The following is a 17,276-nucleotide window of genomic DNA, read 5'->3' on the forward strand; positions in this document are numbered from 1 at the left end:
TCCTCGTTTAATCAGTCACGACGGCGGAGGTAAACGGTGATCTCCTCGCGGTCGTGGTACAGGTGTTTCGCTTGTATCTCAAACCCTACCCCGGAGGCGTCGAGGATTTCCGTTAACTGGCTCAAACATTCGCATACGGCGGCGTAACGCTGCTTCATGGGCAACTTCAGATTGAAGATCGCTTCGCTGCACCAGCGGCGAGCAAACCAGCTGCCCATCAGTTGCGCGACCCGATCCGGTTTTTCAATCATGTCGCACACCAACCAGGTGATGTTTTTCCGCTGCGGCTCAAACTTGAACCCATCCTCCATATGGTGGGTCACCTGTCCGCTTTCCATCAGGTTGTCCGCCATCGGGCCGTTGTCGACCGCATGAACAAACAGACCGCGACGCACCAGCTGATAGGTCCAGCCGCCCGGGCAGGCGCCCAGATCCACCGCACGCATGCCCGACTGAAGGCGCTCGGCCTCCTGCTCTTCGGTCATGAAGTAGCGGATCGCTTCATCCAGCTTCAGTGTGGAACGGCTTGGGGCCTCAGGCGGAAACTTCAGACGCTCAATCCCCATGTAGTGCGGCGAGCCGTTATCGGAACGGCTGTAGCCCAGGTAGCCGTTCTGGTTGTCGGTCAGAAAGAGGTGGATGCGGGGCATATTCTCTTTCTCGGTTTTGGTCAGCAGCCCGGCTTGACGCATCGCCTGACGCAAAGGCACCGTCAGCTTACGGCAGAAGGTCAGCAGGGAGTGGTAAGCATCCCCCTCGCCACTCTCCACCCATAGCTTGCCCGCCTTGGGCAGATCCTCTGCGGCCGCCAGCACGGCAGACACGCGGTCGGTCGGATCCATCTCTTTCAGCTCGGCCACCACCGCAAACCAGGCCCGGGTAAAGATCAGGCTGCGCAGAGGCACTTCCCGGATCAGGCGCTCCGCATCACCGCTCTGGTAACACTCGTACAGAATAAAGCCGCTGTTACGCTCCAGTCGGGGATAACCGAAGATCCCGTACTCGTTAGCCAACTCCTGGATCTCCGCCGCGCAGTCCTTCTCGAACCCCGCACGGCAGTGCAGCACAACCTTATTCACTCTTGCCCCCTTTCATCACGGCAGCCACGGCCAGCAGCGCCCAGCCCACCATCAGGGTCATGCCACCCATCGGCGTGATGGGACCGAACCCTTTGCTGCCTACCAGCACCAGAGCATAGATGCTGCCGGAGAATCCCAGCATGCCAATCAGAAACGCGATGCCCGCGCCCACCAGCAGACGGCTGTGCTGATGCATCAGCCACAGGCCAACCACCATCAGCGCCAACGCATGGAAAAACTGGTACTGCACCGCAGTATTAAAGCTTGCCAGCAAGTGGGGACTCACTTTACCGGGCAGGCCGTGTGCGCCATACGCGCCCAATGCGGTCGCCAAAAGGCCCAGCAGGGCCGCCAGAAGCAGAAAGGTTCGACTCATTGTTGTTGTCCTTCAATAAAGGCTCGGGCCAGTTCGGCGGCCCGGGCCAGATTCTGTTGTTCAGTCACGCCGCTCATCTTGCGCGGCACAAAGCTGTGGTCACCATCGGGCAGGTAATGCAGAGTGACGTTCTCCGGCAACGTATGCTGCGACAGCTCCGCTTTCGAGCCAAAGCTGTCCCGCTCCCCCTGCAAAATCAGCATGGGGCAGGCACAGGCGTGCACCGGCTCCCAACGCCACTTCTCCGGCTCGCTCTTGCCGACGGGATGGAAGGGATAACCCAATGCAATCACCCCCGCCACCGGGGCTTCTGCACCGCAGACGGTGGCCACCCGGCCTCCCATCGACTTGCCTGCCAGGAACAGACACCGCCCGCTGTCGGCCAGCGCCTCGATCCAGGACTGGTAGCACTCGGTCAGCTTGGGCAGACGATCCGGCGGGCGACGCTTGCCCTCGTTGCGGGCGCGGATCATGTAAGGAAACTCGAATCGGATCAAGGCAATCTCACCCCCAGCCAGCGCCTGCGCAAACTGGGTCATAAAGGGGTGGTCCATGCCCGCCCCGGCCCCGTGGGCCAGCAGCACCAGGTTGGGGGCCATCGGGTCACCGTCGAGACGGTAGATATCGGGAAAGGCGTCAATCGGCAGAGGGGATAAGATCACTGTGGGCCTCGTCACTGAACATCTGCAGCATCCACTCTCGGAACGCTTCAATCTTGCCTAGATCCGCCTGGTTTTCATGGCACACCAGGTAGTAGGCATTTTTGCTTTTGAGTACATCACCGAAGGGGCACACCAGGCGTCCCGCTTCCACCTCCGGTCGCGCCAGAACCGAAGAACCCAGGGCAACGCCCTGACCATGAATCGCCGCCTGCAGCACCAGCGAGGAGTGGCTGAAGATGGGTCCGGAGTTCACGTTGGCGCTGGCCCCCACCTGTTTCACCCAGGCCTTCCAGTCCCGCCGGGACATATCATGAAGCAGGGTAAAGCGGGAGAGGTCCGCGATTTCACGCAGGGGGTTCTCCCCCTGCAGTAACCGGGGAGAGCAGACCGGCACCAGGCACTCGCTGCGCAGTTTGTCCGCCCGCAGTCCCGGCCAGTTGCCGCGTCCAAAGTAGATGGCGACGTCCACATCATCGGTCAGCGAGGCTTCATCCTCATCCACCGCCTTAATCCGAACGTCCACCTCGGGGTGCTGTTCAGAAAAACGAGCCAATCGTGGCACAAGCCACTGAATAGCAAAGGAGGGGGTCATGCTGACGGTGAGGGATCCGGTGGCACTGCGTGCCAGCAAACGCTCGGTGGCATCCGCCAGTTGAGTGAACAGATCCTTAATATCGAGGAAGTAGCTCTGCCCCTCCTCAGTCAGCAGGAGTGAACGGTTACGTCGGCGAAATAATTTTAATCCCAAAAACTCTTCAAGCGCTTTGATCTGGTGGCTGACTGCCGCCTGCGTCACGAACAGCTCTTCGGCCGCCCGGGTAAAACTCAGGTGGCGAGCTGCCGCTTCAAAGGCCTTAACCGCATTAAGGGGGGGAAGACGCCTGGACATGGTGATCCATCTCACGTTTATTGATTACTTAATCTAATGCGGAATCTTACATTATTTCGTTTGTCACCGGCACCCGGGAAGGTTAAATTTTGCGCCGAATTCGACACTTATTTTGCCTTTCGGCAGGAGACGTCCCATGACCACCATCGCACTGCTGGCCACCCTGATCACCACCCCTGCCCTGCAACCGGAACCGATTCATTTCGACCGTGATGGGATCAACCAGGAAGTTCAGGCCCAGCTGCAGGTTCAACTGGATGAAGTGCATCAGTCACTGTTTAACATGGACGTAAACCCCTCTCTGAAAGTCGCTCGCGCCGAGCGCCAGGAAGAGAGCAAAGACAGCGAATAACGCTTTCATGAAAGCGCCGTCCCGGGCTCAGGTTCGGGGCGGCGTTTTTGTATCCAGAATGGTTACGAACAAAAAAAAGCCCGGGCAATGCCCGGGCTTTCTCTTGGTGAGTCGGCGCACGTTACTGAATGTCCAGTTCCGGCTGCGCCTTGATCAGGTCGTCCAGCGCTTTTAGCTGAGCCAGGAAGGGCTCCAGCATCGCCAGCGGCAGCGCACTCGGGCCATCGCACAGCGCCTTGTCCGGGTCCGGGTGGGCTTCCAGGAACAGGCCCGCCAGGCCGGTAGCCATGCCGGATTTGGCCAACTCAACGGTTTGACGACGACGGCCACCAGACGCGGCACCCAGCGGGTCACGGCACTGCAGAGCGTGGGTTACGTCGAAGATCACCGGTAGGCCGCCAGAGCTCTCCTTCATGGTGCGGAAGCCGAGCATATCCACCACCAGGTTGTCGTAACCAAAGTTGGCGCCACGCTCACAGAGGATCACTTCTTCTTTGCCGCACTCACGGAACTTCTCCACGATGTTCTTCATCTGGCCGGGGCTCAGGAACTGCGGCTTCTTCACGTTGATTACGGCGTCGGTTTTGGCCATGGCCGCCACCAGATCGGTCTGACGAGCCAGGAACGCAGGCAGTTGGATCACATCCACCACTTCCGCCACCGGTGCCGCCTGGTGCGTTTCATGCACGTCGGTGATCAGCGGCACGTTGAAAGTGCGCTTAATCTCCTCAAAGATCTTCAGACCCTCTTCCATGCCCGGACCGCGATAGGAGTGGATGGAGCTGCGGTTGGCCTTGTCAAAGGAGGCTTTAAACACGTAGGGGATCCCCAGCTTCTCAGTCACCTGCACATAGTGCTCAGCAATCCGCATCGCCAGATCCCGGGACTCCAGTACATTCATGCCGCCAAACAGCACGAAAGGCTTGTCATTGGCCACTTCACATTGGCCGACTCGGATGGAGATCGCGTCCATCATTACCTCACTTTGGTCAACTTACGGCCGGCCGGAGCCCACCGTCATACAAATCTTATTGCGCCATGGCCTGCAGGATCTGCCCGCAGAACCAGGCCATATAGGTGCCCAGTACGTAACCCAGCACCGCCAGCAAAACGCCCACTGGCGCCAATGCCGGGTGAAACGCGGAAGCCACCACCGGTGCCGAAGCGGCACCACCGACGTTGGCCTGACTGCCAACCGCCATATAAAACAGCGGCGCCCGAATCAGCTTTGCCACACCAAGCATAATGGTGGCGTGAACCAGCATCCAGATAGCACCGAGCAGGAAGTAGAGCGGCGAATCCAGTATGGCACCGATATCCATATGCATACCGATGGTGGCCACCAGCACATAGATAAAGGCGGACCCCACGCGGGATGCCCCTACCGCTTCCAGTTTGTGCGCCCGGGTCAGGGAAAGCAGCACCCCTAATGTGGTGGCCATCACCATCAGCCAGAAGAAGCTGGAATGCAGGCTGTACTTCTCCAGTTCAGGGAAGTGGGCGGCGAACCAGGGCGCCAGCCAGTCGGCCCCATAGTGTGCCAGACCGGTAGCCCCGAAGCCTACTGCCAGAATGATCATCAGATCACGAAGCAGGGGAATTTTCGCATGTTCCTCCTGCCAGGCCGCCATGCGACGCTGCAAGGTCTCCAGTGCCGTGGTATCCGCCTGCACTTTTTTGTCCCAGGCATGGGCACGAGGCACCATCACCAGCAACACCGCCATCCAGGCGTTGGCCACAAGAACATCAACCGCCACCATGGCAGAGAAGATGGTGTCCCCGACGCCATAGATCTCTTTCATCGCGGTCTGGTTGGCCCCCCCGCCAATCCAACTGCCCGCGACGGTTGTCATGCCGCGCCACACCGCATCAGGCCCATTGCCATTGAGCAGTTCAGGGAACAGCGATGAGACCAGCAGCAGCGCGACGGGCGCCCCCACGACGATGCCTACGGTGCCCGCCAGAAACATCACGATAGCCTTGGGACCAAGGGAAGCGATCGCTTTCAGGTCCAGGTTCAGGGTGAGCAGCACCAGAGCGGCAGGCAGCAGGAAACGGGATGCCACGTAATACAGGGATTTGTCACCGCCATCGATCACCCCAAAGGTGTTGAGCAGCGACGGAACGAAATAACAGAGCAGCAGCGCAGGAATGTATCGGTAAAAGCGGCGCCAGAAAGGATGCGTGCTGGTGGAGGTGTAAAAGACCGCGCCCAGGACCACCATCAACAACCCCAGCACCGACGCCGGGTTGGTGATCATCACTTCAGACATGCCAATCTCCTTATTTTGGTTGCGCAAACATAATGCACAAAGGGGCCGTCCTGGCCCCCTTTATGGTATCCGTGAGCCTCAGCCCAGCAGAATCGGCGTTTTGGTCATCGCCAATACCGCCATGTAGTAGACCCAGCCCAAGGCGCCAAAGAAGGCCACCAGCCGGAACAGCTTGCCCCGCTGCAGCTTGAAGGTGATCACCCCGAGCGCAATGTAGGCCACCAGAGCCATCATCTTCTCGGTCAGCCACGGAGCCTCAAAGGGATATTGAGCGATCGCCACACACAGCAGCGCACCCGAGAGCAGCAGGAAGGTATCCAGTACATGAGGCGCAATCCTGGCCCACTTGCGGCCCAGCAGTGGCGAGTCAATCATCAACCAGACAAAGCGCAGGATGAAGAAGCCGACACTGGCAGCGATCAGGGTCATGTGCAGGTGCTTCAGGCCAGGGTAAAGGGAATAGAACCATTCCATATCGTTGAATTTCCTTCCGTAAAAGAGTGCGCCTAGATTACTCGTTCCCGGCCAGGAAACCCAGAGTGAAACGCTCTCGTTGGCCCAGATCCCGTCCGGTTTCCACCCGCTTAAGCCCTGCCTGGTTGAAGATCGCGCGAACCGCTTCGCCCTGGTCCCAGCCATGTTCCACCATCAACACACCACCCGGCTTCAGATGGGATTGTGCGGCAGAAGCCAGGTAGCGGATATCCGCCAGCCCCTGCTCCTCTGCAGTCAGGGCGGAGCGGGGCTCAAAGCGCACATCGCCCTGTTCCAGATGGGGATCATCCGGGTCGATGTAAGGGGGGTTTGAGATCACCAGGTCAAAGCGTTGACCGCTCAGAGGCTCGAACCAGCTGCCCTCATACACCCTGATGGGCAGATCGAGCGCCGCGCTGTTGGCCTGAGCCAGTGCAGCCGCATCGGCAATGCGATCCACTGCGGAGATCTGCCAGCTGGGCTGTTCACTTTTCAGTGCCAGCGCGATGGCACCGGTGCCGGTGCCCAGATCCACCACCTCTGCCTGTTCTGGCAGGCCCAATCCAAGGGCGGCTTCCACCAGGGCTTCGGTATCGGGGCGGGGGATCAGGGTGGTGGCGTTCACCTTCAGAGGCAGGGACCAGAACTCGCGCTGACCGGTCAGGTGGGCCACGGGTTCCCCCGCTTCACGACGGGCCAACAGCCCCTCGAGATTGGCCACCAGAGCTGGCGGCAGTTCATGCTCAGGCCAGGAAAAGAGGAAGCTGCGCGGTTTGCCCAGCCGGGACAGAAGCAGCAACTCCGCATCCAGCCGGGGGCTCTCACTCCGCCCCTCCAGCCGGGTGCTGGCCTGACTCAACCACGCATCCAGACGCACTTACGCCTCCTCCGCCAGAGCCGCCAGCTGGTCCGCCTGGTGTTCCTGCAGAATGGGGGTCATCAGGGCGCTCAATTCGCCCTCCATCACCTCGGTGAGGCGATACAGGGTCAGGTTGATGCGGTGATCGGACACCCGCCCCTGAGGGTAGTTGTAGGTGCGGATCCGCTCGGAGCGATCGCCTGAGGCCACCAGAGAGCGGCGGGTGTTGGTCTCCTCCGCCTTACGCTTCTCATCTTCGGCAGCCTGCAAGCGTGCGGACAGCACCGCCATCGCTTTGGCGCGGTTCTTGTGCTGGGAACGCTCATCCTGACACTCCACCACGGTGCCGGTGGGGATGTGGGTGATACGCACAGCGGAATCGGTTTTGTTGACGTGCTGGCCTCCGGCACCGGACGCCCGGAAGGTGTCCACCTTCAGATCAGCCGGGTTGATCTCAATCGCTTCCGCTTCCGGCACCTCCGGCATCACCACGACGGTGCAGGCCGAAGTATGGATACGCCCCTGGGACTCGGTGGCTGGCACACGCTGCACCCGGTGACCACCGGATTCAAACTTCATCTCGCCATAGACGCTGTCACCGCTGAACTTGGCGATCACCTCTTTGTAGCCGCCATGCTCACCTTCACTGGCCGACATCAGTTCGACGGACCAGCCCTTCTGTTCGGCGTAGCGGCTGTACATGCGCAGCAGGTCACCGGCAAAAATGGCGGCTTCGTCCCCGCCTGCGCCAGCGCGGATCTCCACAAAGGCACTGCGATCGTCATTGGGATCTTTCGGCAGCAGCAGGATCTGAAGCTCCTCCTCCAGCGCCTCGGTCTGGGCACGGGCTTCCGCCAGCTCCTCTTCAGCCATCTCCTTCATCTCGGGATCAGCCAGCATCTCAGTGGCTGTCTCGATGTCCTCCTGGTTCTGCTGAAACGCCAGGAAAGCCTTAGCGACGGCTTCAAGTTGAGCGTACTCCTTGGAAAGGGCACGAAAACGCTCCTGATCGGCGATCACATCGGGCTCGCCCAGCAGCGCCTGAACCTCTTCATAGCGCTCCAGCAGCCCTTCCAGTTTGGCGTAAACGGTCGGCTTCATCGGATACCTTAATTGCGGCCACCTAAACGTGGCGAAATAACAAAACGGAAGCCTAAGGCTTCCGTTTCGCATCCTAAATGGGGATGGAGAATGACTTAATTGTCGTCGATGCCAAGGGCACCGCGCAAGAGCTCCAGGCTATCCAGGTCACCGGAGCGGGCCGCCTTGGACAGCGCCTGCGTCGGGGAGTGGATCAGCTTGTTGGTCAGTTTGTTGGCCAACTCCAGCATCACCGCTTCAGGGTCAGCTCCCTGGGCCAGACGCTCCTGGGCCCTCAGCAACGCATCCTGCTTAAGCAGCTCGCTCTGGTTGCGGTAAGCCCGGATGGTCGCCACCGAGTCCAGACTGCGCAGCCAGCTCATAAACTCGCTGGATTGGTCGTGAGCAATCAGTTCAGCCTGCTCCGCCGCTTCCAGGCGGGAAGCCATGTTCTTTTCAACGATGCCCTGGAGATCGTCCACGGTATAGAGGTAGGCGCTTTCCAGATCCGCCACCTCAGACTCAATGTCCCGGGGTACCGCGATGTCCACCAGCAGCATCGGCTGGTGACGGCGTGCTTTCAGGGCGTTCTCCACCATCCCTTTACCCAGGATGGGCAGCGGCGATGCGGTGGAGGAGATCACGATGTCCGCGTCCGCCAGGTGCTCGGGGATCTGCGGAAGGGTGACGGCTTTGGCACCGAACTCCGCCGCCATGCCTTCGGCACGGGCCAGGGTACGGTTGGCCACTACCATGTTGGTCACCCCCTGCTCGCTCAAATGACGGGCCACCAGTTCAATGGTTTCACCGGCACCAACCAGCAGCACGCGTGAGCGGGACAGGTCATCAAAGATGTGACGGGCAAGGTTCACAGCAGCAAAAGCCACGGAGACCGCAGAGGAACCGATTTCGGTTTCGGTCCGGATCCGTTTGGCCACCTTAAAGGTGTGCTGGAACAGTCGATCAAGGGTATGGGCGATGGTGCCGACGCGCTTCGCGTCTGCAAAAGCCTGTTTGATCTGGCCGAGGATCTGGGGCTCTCCCAGCACCAGAGAATCCAGGCCGGCGGAAACCCGCAGCAGATGATGCACCGCCGACTGCCCGGTGTGCAGATAGATGCACTCGCGCAGCTCAGACTCATTGAGGTTGTGGAACTGACTCAACCACTGAATCAGTCGCTCACACTCAACCTGGTTGGTGTACAGCTCGGTGCGGTTGCAGGTGGAGAGGATCACCGCCTCTCCGGTTCGGGTCTGATCCGCAAGACTCTTTAGGGCATCGGTGAGGATGTCCGGGCCAAAGGCCACTTTTTCCCGCAACGACACGCTGGCGGTCTTGTGATTGATTCCAATAGCAACTAACGTCATGGCTTCGTAACTAACTCGCCCTTATCTTTCTGGCAATCCGTGGCGGCTCAACAATTTTATGCACAAAGCGGATTGCGATGGAAATAAAACCGGGACGTCTGACCGCTCGCAACCTCATCTCTGAGGCGTGGCGCACAAAGTTGGAAAGAAATGCTTAACCTACCGTTCAAATCGTTACCGCTTTTATTCTTCATTATTCTCATTTCCGGTTGTGCCACTCCAACACCCCCTGGGGAGGCGCCGGCAGCGGATGCCCCCAACTGGCACCTGAGGGGCAAACTCGCCGTGATTCAGCCTGATGAACGGCTCTCAGCCAATCTTAGCTGGCGCCATCGCACCAGCTCCGGACAGGATGATCTCCGCCTCTCTACGCCACTGGGCACTACGGTACTGGTACTGAACAGCCAGCCCGGTAAAGCCCAGGTTCGCTTCGACGGAGAAACTCATCAGGGCCATAGTGCTGATCAGCTTATCGAACGACTGACCGGCTGGCCCCTGCCTCTGTCACAGATCAGCCGATATCTTCTTGGCGATACCCGCGGGGCAGAATCCGTAAAGTACGACGATTTTGGTGATGTGTCTTCCCTGGCGCTGGTGCATCCGCAAACCGGAGAGCGCTGGCAGCTGCGCTACCTGGGCTGGCAGCAGCTATCTGGCTACAAGGTGCCGGTGCAGATCGAGTTGCGCCGGGGCGATCAACGCTTAAAATTGGCCCTTTCCCACTGGCAACCGGAACCCTGATGTCCACCAGCGCCTTCTGGCCCGCCCCGGCCAAGCTTAACCTCTGCCTGCATATCAATGGCCGTCGGCCCGATGGCTACCACGAACTGCAGACGCTGTTTCAGTTTCTCGACGTGGGCGATCGCCTCAGTTTTGAGATCACCGAGGACGGTGAGATCGCGCTCACTCCAGAGGTGGCGGGTGTCGCCCATGATGACAACCTGATTGTCCGTGCCGCTCGTCGTCTGCAGTCCCATACCGGAACCCATAAAGGCGCCCTTATCCATCTGGATAAGGGGTTACCTATGGGTGGCGGACTGGGCGGCGGCTCCTCCGATGCCGCCACCACTCTGGTGGCACTCAATCATCTGTGGGACACCAAGGTAGACGAAGACACACTGGCGGAGCTGGGCCTGGCTCTGGGCGCCGATGTACCGGTATTCGTCCGCGGTCGCGCCGCCATGGCGGACGGTGTTGGCGAGAAGTTACGCCCGGTCGAAGTGGATGAGCCCTGGTACCTGGTGGTCGTACCTGATGTGGAGGTCAGCACGGCTGCGGTGTTTGGCCATCCGCACCTGACCCGGAACACCCCCAAGATTGCCGCCCTGGAAACTCAGCCGGAACGCTGGCAGAACGACTGCCAAAGTGTGGTCTGCGACACCTACCCCCAAGTTGCAAAGGCGTTGAGCTGGTTGATAGAATACGCGCCGTCGAAAATGACCGGTACCGGCAGCTGTGTGTTTGGGCGTTTTTCCGACCAAACCCAGGCGCAGGCCGCCCTGGCTCAACTGCCCGCCCAATGGCGGGGATTTGTGGCTAAAGGCTGCAACCTGTCGCCGCTGCAGGCTAAACTGGGTCAGTAAAACAACAGTCCACTGGGCTATCGCCAAGCGGTAAGGCAGCGGGTTTTGATCCCGCCATTCCCAGGTTCGAATCCTGGTAGCCCAGCCATAATCCGGATTGCGTCCAATGCGTTTCAGTGTGTCCAGGCTGAGCGGTCGCATCCCACCTTCCGGCGGGACCGGAGGGTGCCCCAGAGGCATTTTTGACACTCGTATCGGAATCTTGCCGATCAGATGAAGTAGAAGTATACGGAGAATGACCAGCACGCCGCTGGGTCCTCAATCCCAGGCGCGCGGTCTTCCACCCAAGTCAATAAGCCTGAGGTTCTACCTGTGCCCGACATCAAGCTTTTTGCCGGCAACGCCACGCCGGAACTTGCCAGTCGCATTGCCCAACGCCTGTACTCCACCCTGGGTGAAGCCGAAGTGGGTCGTTTCTCCGATGGAGAGATCAGCGTCCAGATTAATGAAAACGTACGCGGCGCTGACGTATTCATTATCCAGTCCACTTGTGCCCCCACTAACGACAACCTGATGGAACTGGTGGTAATGGTCGACGCCCTGCGTCGCGCCTCTGCCGGCCGCATCACTGCCGTTATCCCCTACTTTGGTTACGCCCGTCAGGACCGTCGTGTACGCTCCGCCCGTGTGCCGATCACCGCCAAAGTGGTTGCCGACTTCCTGTCCAGCGTGGGTGTTGACCGCGTTCTGACCTGTGACCTGCACGCTGAGCAGATCCAGGGCTTCTTCGACGTACCGGTGGACAACGTGTTCGGTAGCCCGGTGCTGCTGGAAGACATGCGCGCCAAAGCCCTGGACAACCCGGTTGTGGTCTCTCCGGACATCGGTGGTGTTGTACGTGCCCGTGCCGTTGCCAAACTGCTGGACGACAGCGACCTGGCCATCATCGACAAGCGTCGTCCGCGTGCCAACGTGTCTCAGGTGATGCACATCATCGGTGACGTGAAGGACCGCGACTGCATCATCGTCGATGACATGATCGATACCGGTGGCACTCTGTGCAAAGCCGCTGAGGCCCTGAAAGAGCATGGCGCCCGCCGCGTGTTTGCCTACGCCACTCACCCGGTGTTCTCCGGCAATGCCGCCCAGAACATCCGCGAGTCTGTTATCGACGAAGTGATCGTGACCGACACCATCCCGCTGCAGGATGAGATGAAGGCCACTGGTAAAGTGTCTCAGCTGACCATGAGCCAGGTTCTGGCCGAAGCGATCCGCCGCGTCAGCAACGAAGAGTCCATCTCTGCGATGTTTGAGCACTAAGCCTCAAGCTTGCACCAAACGCCCCGCCTATGCGGGGCGTTTTTGTTTTCTCCGCCCCTTCCCTTTCCCACCCGCCGAAATAACTTCGTGATCCCGATCACGGCTCCGACTCCCTGTCACATCCGCATCTTTTTTGGGTGATACACATAGGCCGCCACGGAGTGGCGACCCAGTTTCACCATAATAAAGAGACCAGATTGATGAACCTACAACGCACCTGTGTTGCCGTTGCCCTGGCAGGCCTGATGGCCGGTTGTGGCAGCAGCTCCGACAACAACAACCCGGCGACTGCCTTCTCGCTCACCATCGCCCACATCAACGACACCCACTCCAACTTCGATCCCATCAACAGCAGCTTTGCCAATCCGTCACTGCGTGATGGCCAGGCGGTGTATAACCAGTTTGGTGGCCACCCGCGTCTGCTGAGCGCCGTTAATGACATCAAAGAGAGTGCTGAGCGTCAGGACCAGAGCCTGCTGTTCCTGCATGGTGGCGATGCCTGGCAAGGCACCGGCTACTTCAAGCTGAACAACGGTCGCATGAACGCCGACATTCTGAGCCGCATGGGTCTGGATGCGATGGCGGTGGGCAACCACGAATTTGACCTGGACAACGCCACCCTGGCGGAGTTCATCAACAACGTCACCTTCCCGGTACTGGGTGCCAACATGGACGTCAGCCAAGACGCCAACCTGGCCGAGGTCAGCAACCTGAAGCCTTACGCCATCTACGCGTTTGATGGCAACGAGAAGACCCGTCTGACCGACCTGACCAACCTGCCCAAAGACAAGCAGTTGGTCGCCGTTCTGGGCGTGGTGCTGCAGGACATGCCCACCATCTCCCCTAACGTCGGTGACGTCACCTTCCAGAACGAGATTGAGACCGCTCAGGCCGCCGTCAACGAATTGAAGGCACTGGGTGTCAACAAGATCGTCGCGCTGACCCACCTGGGGACCAGCCGCGACATCGCCCTGGCGGAAGGCGTTGATGGCATCGATGTGATCGTGGGTGGCCACTCCCACTCCTTGCTGGGTGATTTCAGCAACCTGGGCATGGCCGAAAGCGACGTGCAGTACGCGCAGCTGGTGCAGACGCCCAACGGTGGCATCACCTGTGTGGTCCAGGCGGGTCAATATGCCCAGGCGGTAGGCCAGGCCCAGGTGGAGTTTGATGCCCAGGGCGCCGTGAAACAGTGTGGCGGTGGCAACACCCTGCTCTCCTCCGAAACCTTCTACGCCGAAAGCCAGCGCGCAGAGAGTGACCGTCTGGTGGGCGCCGCCCACGCCGAGGTTGAGAACTTTATTGCCGCTCAGGACAACATCCGCATTCAGGCGGAAGACCCATCCCTGCGCACGCACATCGATACCTATTACAAGCCCGCTCTGGACGAAGCCTATGGTGAAGTGATTGCCCAGGTTCCCCAGACGCTGCTCCATGAGCGTCGCCCCGGCGATAACGGCATCGACGAGCATGGCTCCCGGGTGGCACCGATCGTGGCCGAAGGGCAGCTCTACTGGGCCAACCTGCCTGAAGTGGTCGCCCTGACCGGTATGGAGGTCGACCTCGCGCTGGTGGGCGCCGGTGGCGTTCGCACCAATATTGATGAAGGCGCCTACTACGAAGGTAACGTCGCGCTGGAGTTGCTGCCCTTCTCCAACTACCTGTCCGTGCTGGAGCTGACCGGAGCCGAAATCCGCCAACTGCTCAACGAGACCATCACCCTGGCTCTGCCGGACTCCGCTCATATGGGTAAGTTCCCCTACATCGGGGGAGCCCGCTACCTGTTCAAGGAGACTGACGCTCAGGTATCCGGTCACATCGACACGCTGGAACTGCGCACCGGCACCGAAGCGGATCCGCAATGGGCAGCCCTGGAAGACAGCCGCACCTACAACGTGGTGATGACCAACTACAACGCCAACGGTAATGACGACTGGACCGCTCTGTATGACGCCCAGGCGGAAAGCGCCAAGCGTTTTGACATCATCCTGGTGAACGGCGAACCCGCGGTTTACCCGGTTGAGAAGGTGGTGTTCGATGGCAGCGGCTACAGCGCGGTCTATGCTGATGGCGCACCGGATTGCGATCAGGCCGGTGCCGAGTGCAACACCGACGCTCTGTCGGTAATCGAGTACATCCGCGATGCCCGCACTGAGCTGGTAGAGATGGCCTACCCGCCGGTGACTCTGCAACGCGCACAATAAGGCACAGCCGGAACAAGCCCGCCGATATGGCGGGCTTTTTTTTAGCTTGGCGCCAACCCTGTAACGCCGCCCCTCCCCCCATTTTTCCTGCTGGTTTGAGCGATTCGCCATCAAAGTGGTAGACTACCGCGCCGGCATTTCCCTTGGTGATCTGCCGGGACTCGTCTAAAAGGATAAAACCCTGTCTTGGTCGCGAGGCGGGGTATGACACCCACACAAGGAGAACGGACCATGTCGCATTTTGAATTCGACGCTGAAGTCCGTACCGAGAAAGGCACCGGTGCGAGCCGCCGGTTGCGGCGGGCAGAACGATTGCCCGCAGTGTTGTACGGTGCAGACGAAGCTCCTGTGGCCATTACACTGGACCACAACAAAGTCAACCAAGCCCAGGAACAGGAGGCGTTTTACAGCCAAATCCTGACCCTGAAAATCGATGGCAAAAAGGTGGAAGCGATCGTGAAAGCGATGCAGCGCCACCCCTATAAGCCCAAACTGCTTCATGTGGATTTCCAACGCGTTAAGCGCGGCGAGGCGATGAGCGCCACCGTGCCACTGCGTTTTGCCAATGAAGAGGACTCGGCCGGCGTCCGCGCCGGAGGCACCGTCATGCACCTTGTCAACGAGGTGACGGTACGCTGCCTGCCCAAGGACCTGCCTGAATTTATCGAGGTGGACATCCTCAACCTGAACACCGGGGACACCCTGCACCTGTCGGACCTGAAACTGCCGAAGGGTGTTGAGATCCCCAACTTGGAAGCCGGATCCGACAATGACTTGTCGGTACTCAGCATCCAGCCGCCGAAAGGTGGCAGTGAAGAGGGTGAAGGTGACACCGAGGCTGACAGCGAAGAGACACAAGAGTAACGGTGAGCAACAACATCCGTTTGATCGTGGGCCTGGCGAACCCAGGCCCCGAATACGCCCATACCCGTCACAATGCCGGTGAATGGCTGGTCAATGAACTGGCCCGCGCCCATAACGTGACGCTGAAAAGCGAAAGCAAATTTTTCGGCCTGACCGGACGTATCCAATCCGGCAGCCAGGATCTGCGTCTGCTGATCCCCACCACCTTTATGAACCTCTCCGGCAAAGCCGTTGGGGCGATGGCCAATTTCTATGGCCTGGCGCCGGAAGAGATCCTGGTGGCCCACGATGAACTGGACCTGCCCCCGGGCGTGGCCCGCTTTAAGAAAGGCGGCGGTCACGGTGGGCACAACGGTCTGAAGGACATCATCCGGGCCCTGGGCAACAACAAAGAGTTTTATCGTCTGCGGATCGGCATCGGCCATCCGGGCGATCGTAACCGGGTATCCGGCTACGTCCTGGGCAAGGCCCCGGCGCAGGAGCAACGCGCCATTGAGGAGGCCATCGATGAAGCCAGCCGCAGTATCGACATTCTGCTGCGCGATGGCATCACCAAGGCTCAAAATCGACTTCATACCTTCACGGCCCAACCGGCCTAACTGACGTAAAGGTTAACAACACCATGGGTTTTAAATGCGGTATCGTGGGTCTGCCGAACGTGGGCAAATCCACTCTCTTTAACGCGCTGACCAAGGCCGGCATCGAAGCGGCCAACTTCCCCTTCTGTACCATTGAGCCGAACACCGGTGTGGTACCGGTGCCGGACCAGCGCCTGGATGCCCTGGCCAAAATCGTCAACCCCCAGCGAGTGCTGCCCACCACCATGGAGTTCGTGGACATTGCCGGCCTGGTAAAAGGCGCTTCCACCGGCGAAGGCCTGGGCAACAAATTCCTGGCCAACATTCGTGAAACCGATGCCATCGGTCACGTGGTTCGCTGCTTTGAAAACGACAACATCGTGCACGTTGCGGGTGGCGTGAACCCGGCTGAGGACATTGAGGTGATCAACACCGAACTGGCTCTGGCTGATATGGACGCCGTAGAGAAAGCGCTGCAGCGTCTGGCCAAGCGCGCCAAAGGCGGCGACAAAGACGCCAAAGCCGAGATGGTGGTACTGGAGAAGGTGCTGCCGGTGCTGGAGCAAGGCGGTATGGCCCGCTCCGTGGCTCTGGAGCCGGAAGAGAAAGCCCGCATCCAGTACATGGGTCTGCTGACCCTCAAGCCGACCATGTACATCGCCAACGTGAACGATGACGGCTTCGAGAACAACCCCTACCTGGACCAGGTGCGTGAAATCGCCGCCCAGGAGAATGCGGTTGTGGTTCCGGTGTGTGCCGAGATCGAATCCGAGATCGCCGAACTGGAAGATGAAGAGCGCGAAGAGTTTATGGCGGACCTGGGCATTGAAGAGCCGGGTCTGAATCGTGTGATCCGCTCCGGTTACGATCTGCTCAACCTGCAAACCTACTTCACCGCCGGTGTAAAAGAGGTGCGCGCCTGGACCATCCCTGTTGGCGCCACCGGTCCGCAGGCCGCCGGTAAGATCCACACCGATTTCGAGCGTGGCTACATCCGTGCTGAAGTGATCGCCTATGACGATTACATCGCCCTGGGGGGCGAGAACGCCGCCAAGGAAGCGGGTAAGAAGCGCTCTGAAGGTAAGGACTACATCGTAAAAGATGGCGATGTGATCCACTTCCTGTTCAACGTCTGAGCAGTTCGCCTTTTTACTGTGAAAAAGCCCGGCTATGCCGGGCTTTTTTTTGTGTCGTTCAGCCTTCCCTGCCAGCCACTTTCTGGCAAAATCGGACGCCGGGGCCGATCGCTTTTTCATCACCCGTGAGGGCGAATTGCTGCATCTTTACCTAGTCTGACTATTTTCCACGCGAACGGTCCCGTTTGGAAAGATTTCGCCGCAAAAGCAGTTGACGCTGTGGGGGGGACTAAGCATAAT

General features: G+C 59.5%; 18 protein-coding genes and 1 tRNA gene. 9 read left to right on the forward strand and 10 right to left on the reverse strand.

Annotation, left to right across the window (positions count from 1 at the left end; genetic code table 11):
* Positions 1-11: 11 nt before the first annotated feature.
* The 4 genes from rlmM to KUV52_RS02205 are packed head-to-tail and all read right to left on the reverse strand — an operon-like array spanning position 12 to position 3,006.
* Positions 12-1,079, reverse strand: coding sequence for a 23S rRNA (cytidine(2498)-2'-O)-methyltransferase RlmM (rlmM, locus tag KUV52_RS02190; protein ID WP_222524298.1), 1,068 nt, complete (start codon positions 1,077-1,079; stop codon positions 12-14).
* Entirely contained in the window at positions 1,072-1,455 is a 384-nt protein-coding gene (locus tag KUV52_RS02195; RefSeq protein ID WP_222524299.1) for a DUF423 domain-containing protein, read from the reverse strand. Before KUV52_RS02195 ends, rlmM begins: the two co-directional genes overlap by 8 nt.
* Positions 1,452-2,117, reverse strand: a complete 666-nt coding sequence (locus KUV52_RS02200; protein WP_222524300.1) for an alpha/beta fold hydrolase — start codon at positions 2,115-2,117, stop codon at positions 1,452-1,454. Before KUV52_RS02200 ends, KUV52_RS02195 begins: the two co-directional genes overlap by 4 nt.
* A complete protein-coding gene (locus tag KUV52_RS02205; RefSeq protein ID WP_222524301.1) occupies positions 2,092-3,006 on the reverse strand; it encodes a transcriptional regulator GcvA in 915 nt (304 codons plus the stop codon). Before KUV52_RS02205 ends, KUV52_RS02200 begins: the two co-directional genes overlap by 26 nt.
* 136 nt (positions 3,007-3,142) lie before the next feature.
* On the opposite strand from KUV52_RS02205, the gene KUV52_RS02210 reads away from it, so the two are divergent.
* The gene (locus KUV52_RS02210; protein ID WP_222524302.1) at positions 3,143-3,358 is read left to right on the forward strand and encodes a hypothetical protein; all 216 of its coding nucleotides are present in this window, start codon (positions 3,143-3,145) and stop codon (positions 3,356-3,358) included.
* Between the two features lie 121 nt (positions 3,359-3,479).
* On the opposite strand, the gene kdsA is transcribed toward KUV52_RS02210, so the two are convergent.
* From kdsA to hemA, 6 genes are all read right to left on the reverse strand, one after another.
* Positions 3,480-4,331: a 3-deoxy-8-phosphooctulonate synthase gene (gene kdsA, locus KUV52_RS02215; RefSeq protein ID WP_222524303.1), complete on the reverse strand. Its 852-nt coding sequence runs from the start codon at positions 4,329-4,331 to the stop codon at positions 3,480-3,482.
* A gap of 55 nt (positions 4,332-4,386) precedes the next feature.
* Complete coding sequence (locus KUV52_RS02220; protein ID WP_222524304.1) at positions 4,387-5,631, reverse strand: DUF819 domain-containing protein; 1,245 nt, start codon at positions 5,629-5,631, stop codon at positions 4,387-4,389.
* A gap of 78 nt (positions 5,632-5,709) precedes the next feature.
* The gene (locus KUV52_RS02225; protein ID WP_222524305.1) at positions 5,710-6,105 is read right to left on the reverse strand and encodes a SirB2 family protein; all 396 of its coding nucleotides are present in this window, start codon (positions 6,103-6,105) and stop codon (positions 5,710-5,712) included.
* 37 nt (positions 6,106-6,142) lie between these two features.
* On the reverse strand, positions 6,143-6,982 hold the full coding sequence (gene prmC, locus KUV52_RS02230) for a peptide chain release factor N(5)-glutamine methyltransferase (protein WP_222524306.1): 840 nt from the start codon (positions 6,980-6,982) through the stop codon (positions 6,143-6,145).
* Positions 6,983-8,065, reverse strand: a complete 1,083-nt coding sequence (prfA, locus tag KUV52_RS02235; protein WP_222524307.1) for a peptide chain release factor 1 — start codon at positions 8,063-8,065, stop codon at positions 6,983-6,985.
* 95 nt (positions 8,066-8,160) lie between these two features.
* On the reverse strand, positions 8,161-9,411 hold the full coding sequence (gene hemA, locus KUV52_RS02240; RefSeq protein ID WP_222524308.1) for a glutamyl-tRNA reductase: 1,251 nt from the start codon (positions 9,409-9,411) through the stop codon (positions 8,161-8,163).
* A 150-nt stretch (positions 9,412-9,561) separates the two neighbouring features.
* On the opposite strand from hemA, the gene lolB reads away from it, so the two are divergent.
* From lolB to ychF, 8 genes are all read left to right on the forward strand, one after another.
* On the forward strand, positions 9,562-10,152 hold the full coding sequence (gene lolB, locus KUV52_RS02245) for a lipoprotein insertase outer membrane protein LolB (protein WP_261389827.1): 591 nt from the start codon (positions 9,562-9,564) through the stop codon (positions 10,150-10,152).
* The gene (gene ispE, locus KUV52_RS02250; RefSeq protein WP_222524310.1) at positions 10,152-10,994 is read left to right on the forward strand and encodes a 4-(cytidine 5'-diphospho)-2-C-methyl-D-erythritol kinase; all 843 of its coding nucleotides are present in this window, start codon (positions 10,152-10,154) and stop codon (positions 10,992-10,994) included. The genes lolB and ispE overlap by 1 nt, the downstream gene beginning before the upstream one ends.
* Before the next feature lie 13 nt (positions 10,995-11,007).
* Positions 11,008-11,082: transfer RNA gene (locus KUV52_RS02255), tRNA-Gln, on the forward strand.
* 224 nt (positions 11,083-11,306) lie between these two features.
* Entirely contained in the window at positions 11,307-12,254 is a 948-nt protein-coding gene (locus KUV52_RS02260) for a ribose-phosphate pyrophosphokinase (RefSeq protein ID WP_222524311.1), read from the forward strand.
* Between the two features lie 200 nt (positions 12,255-12,454).
* A complete protein-coding gene (locus KUV52_RS02265; protein WP_222524312.1) occupies positions 12,455-14,458 on the forward strand; it encodes a bifunctional metallophosphatase/5'-nucleotidase in 2,004 nt (667 codons plus the stop codon).
* 231 nt (positions 14,459-14,689) lie between these two features.
* On the forward strand, positions 14,690-15,322 hold the full coding sequence (locus KUV52_RS02270; protein WP_222524313.1) for a 50S ribosomal protein L25/general stress protein Ctc: 633 nt from the start codon (positions 14,690-14,692) through the stop codon (positions 15,320-15,322).
* Positions 15,323-15,324: 2 nt separating this feature from the next.
* Complete coding sequence (gene pth / locus KUV52_RS02275; RefSeq protein ID WP_222524314.1) at positions 15,325-15,921, forward strand: aminoacyl-tRNA hydrolase; 597 nt, start codon at positions 15,325-15,327, stop codon at positions 15,919-15,921.
* Positions 15,922-15,944: 23 nt separating this feature from the next.
* Entirely contained in the window at positions 15,945-17,036 is a 1,092-nt protein-coding gene (gene ychF, locus KUV52_RS02280; protein WP_222524315.1) for a redox-regulated ATPase YchF, read from the forward strand.
* Positions 17,037-17,276 lie beyond the last annotated feature (240 nt).

It is taken from the genome of Ferrimonas balearica (genome assembly GCF_019802055.1).
GTDB lineage: Bacteria > Pseudomonadota > Gammaproteobacteria > Enterobacterales > Shewanellaceae > Ferrimonas > Ferrimonas balearica_A.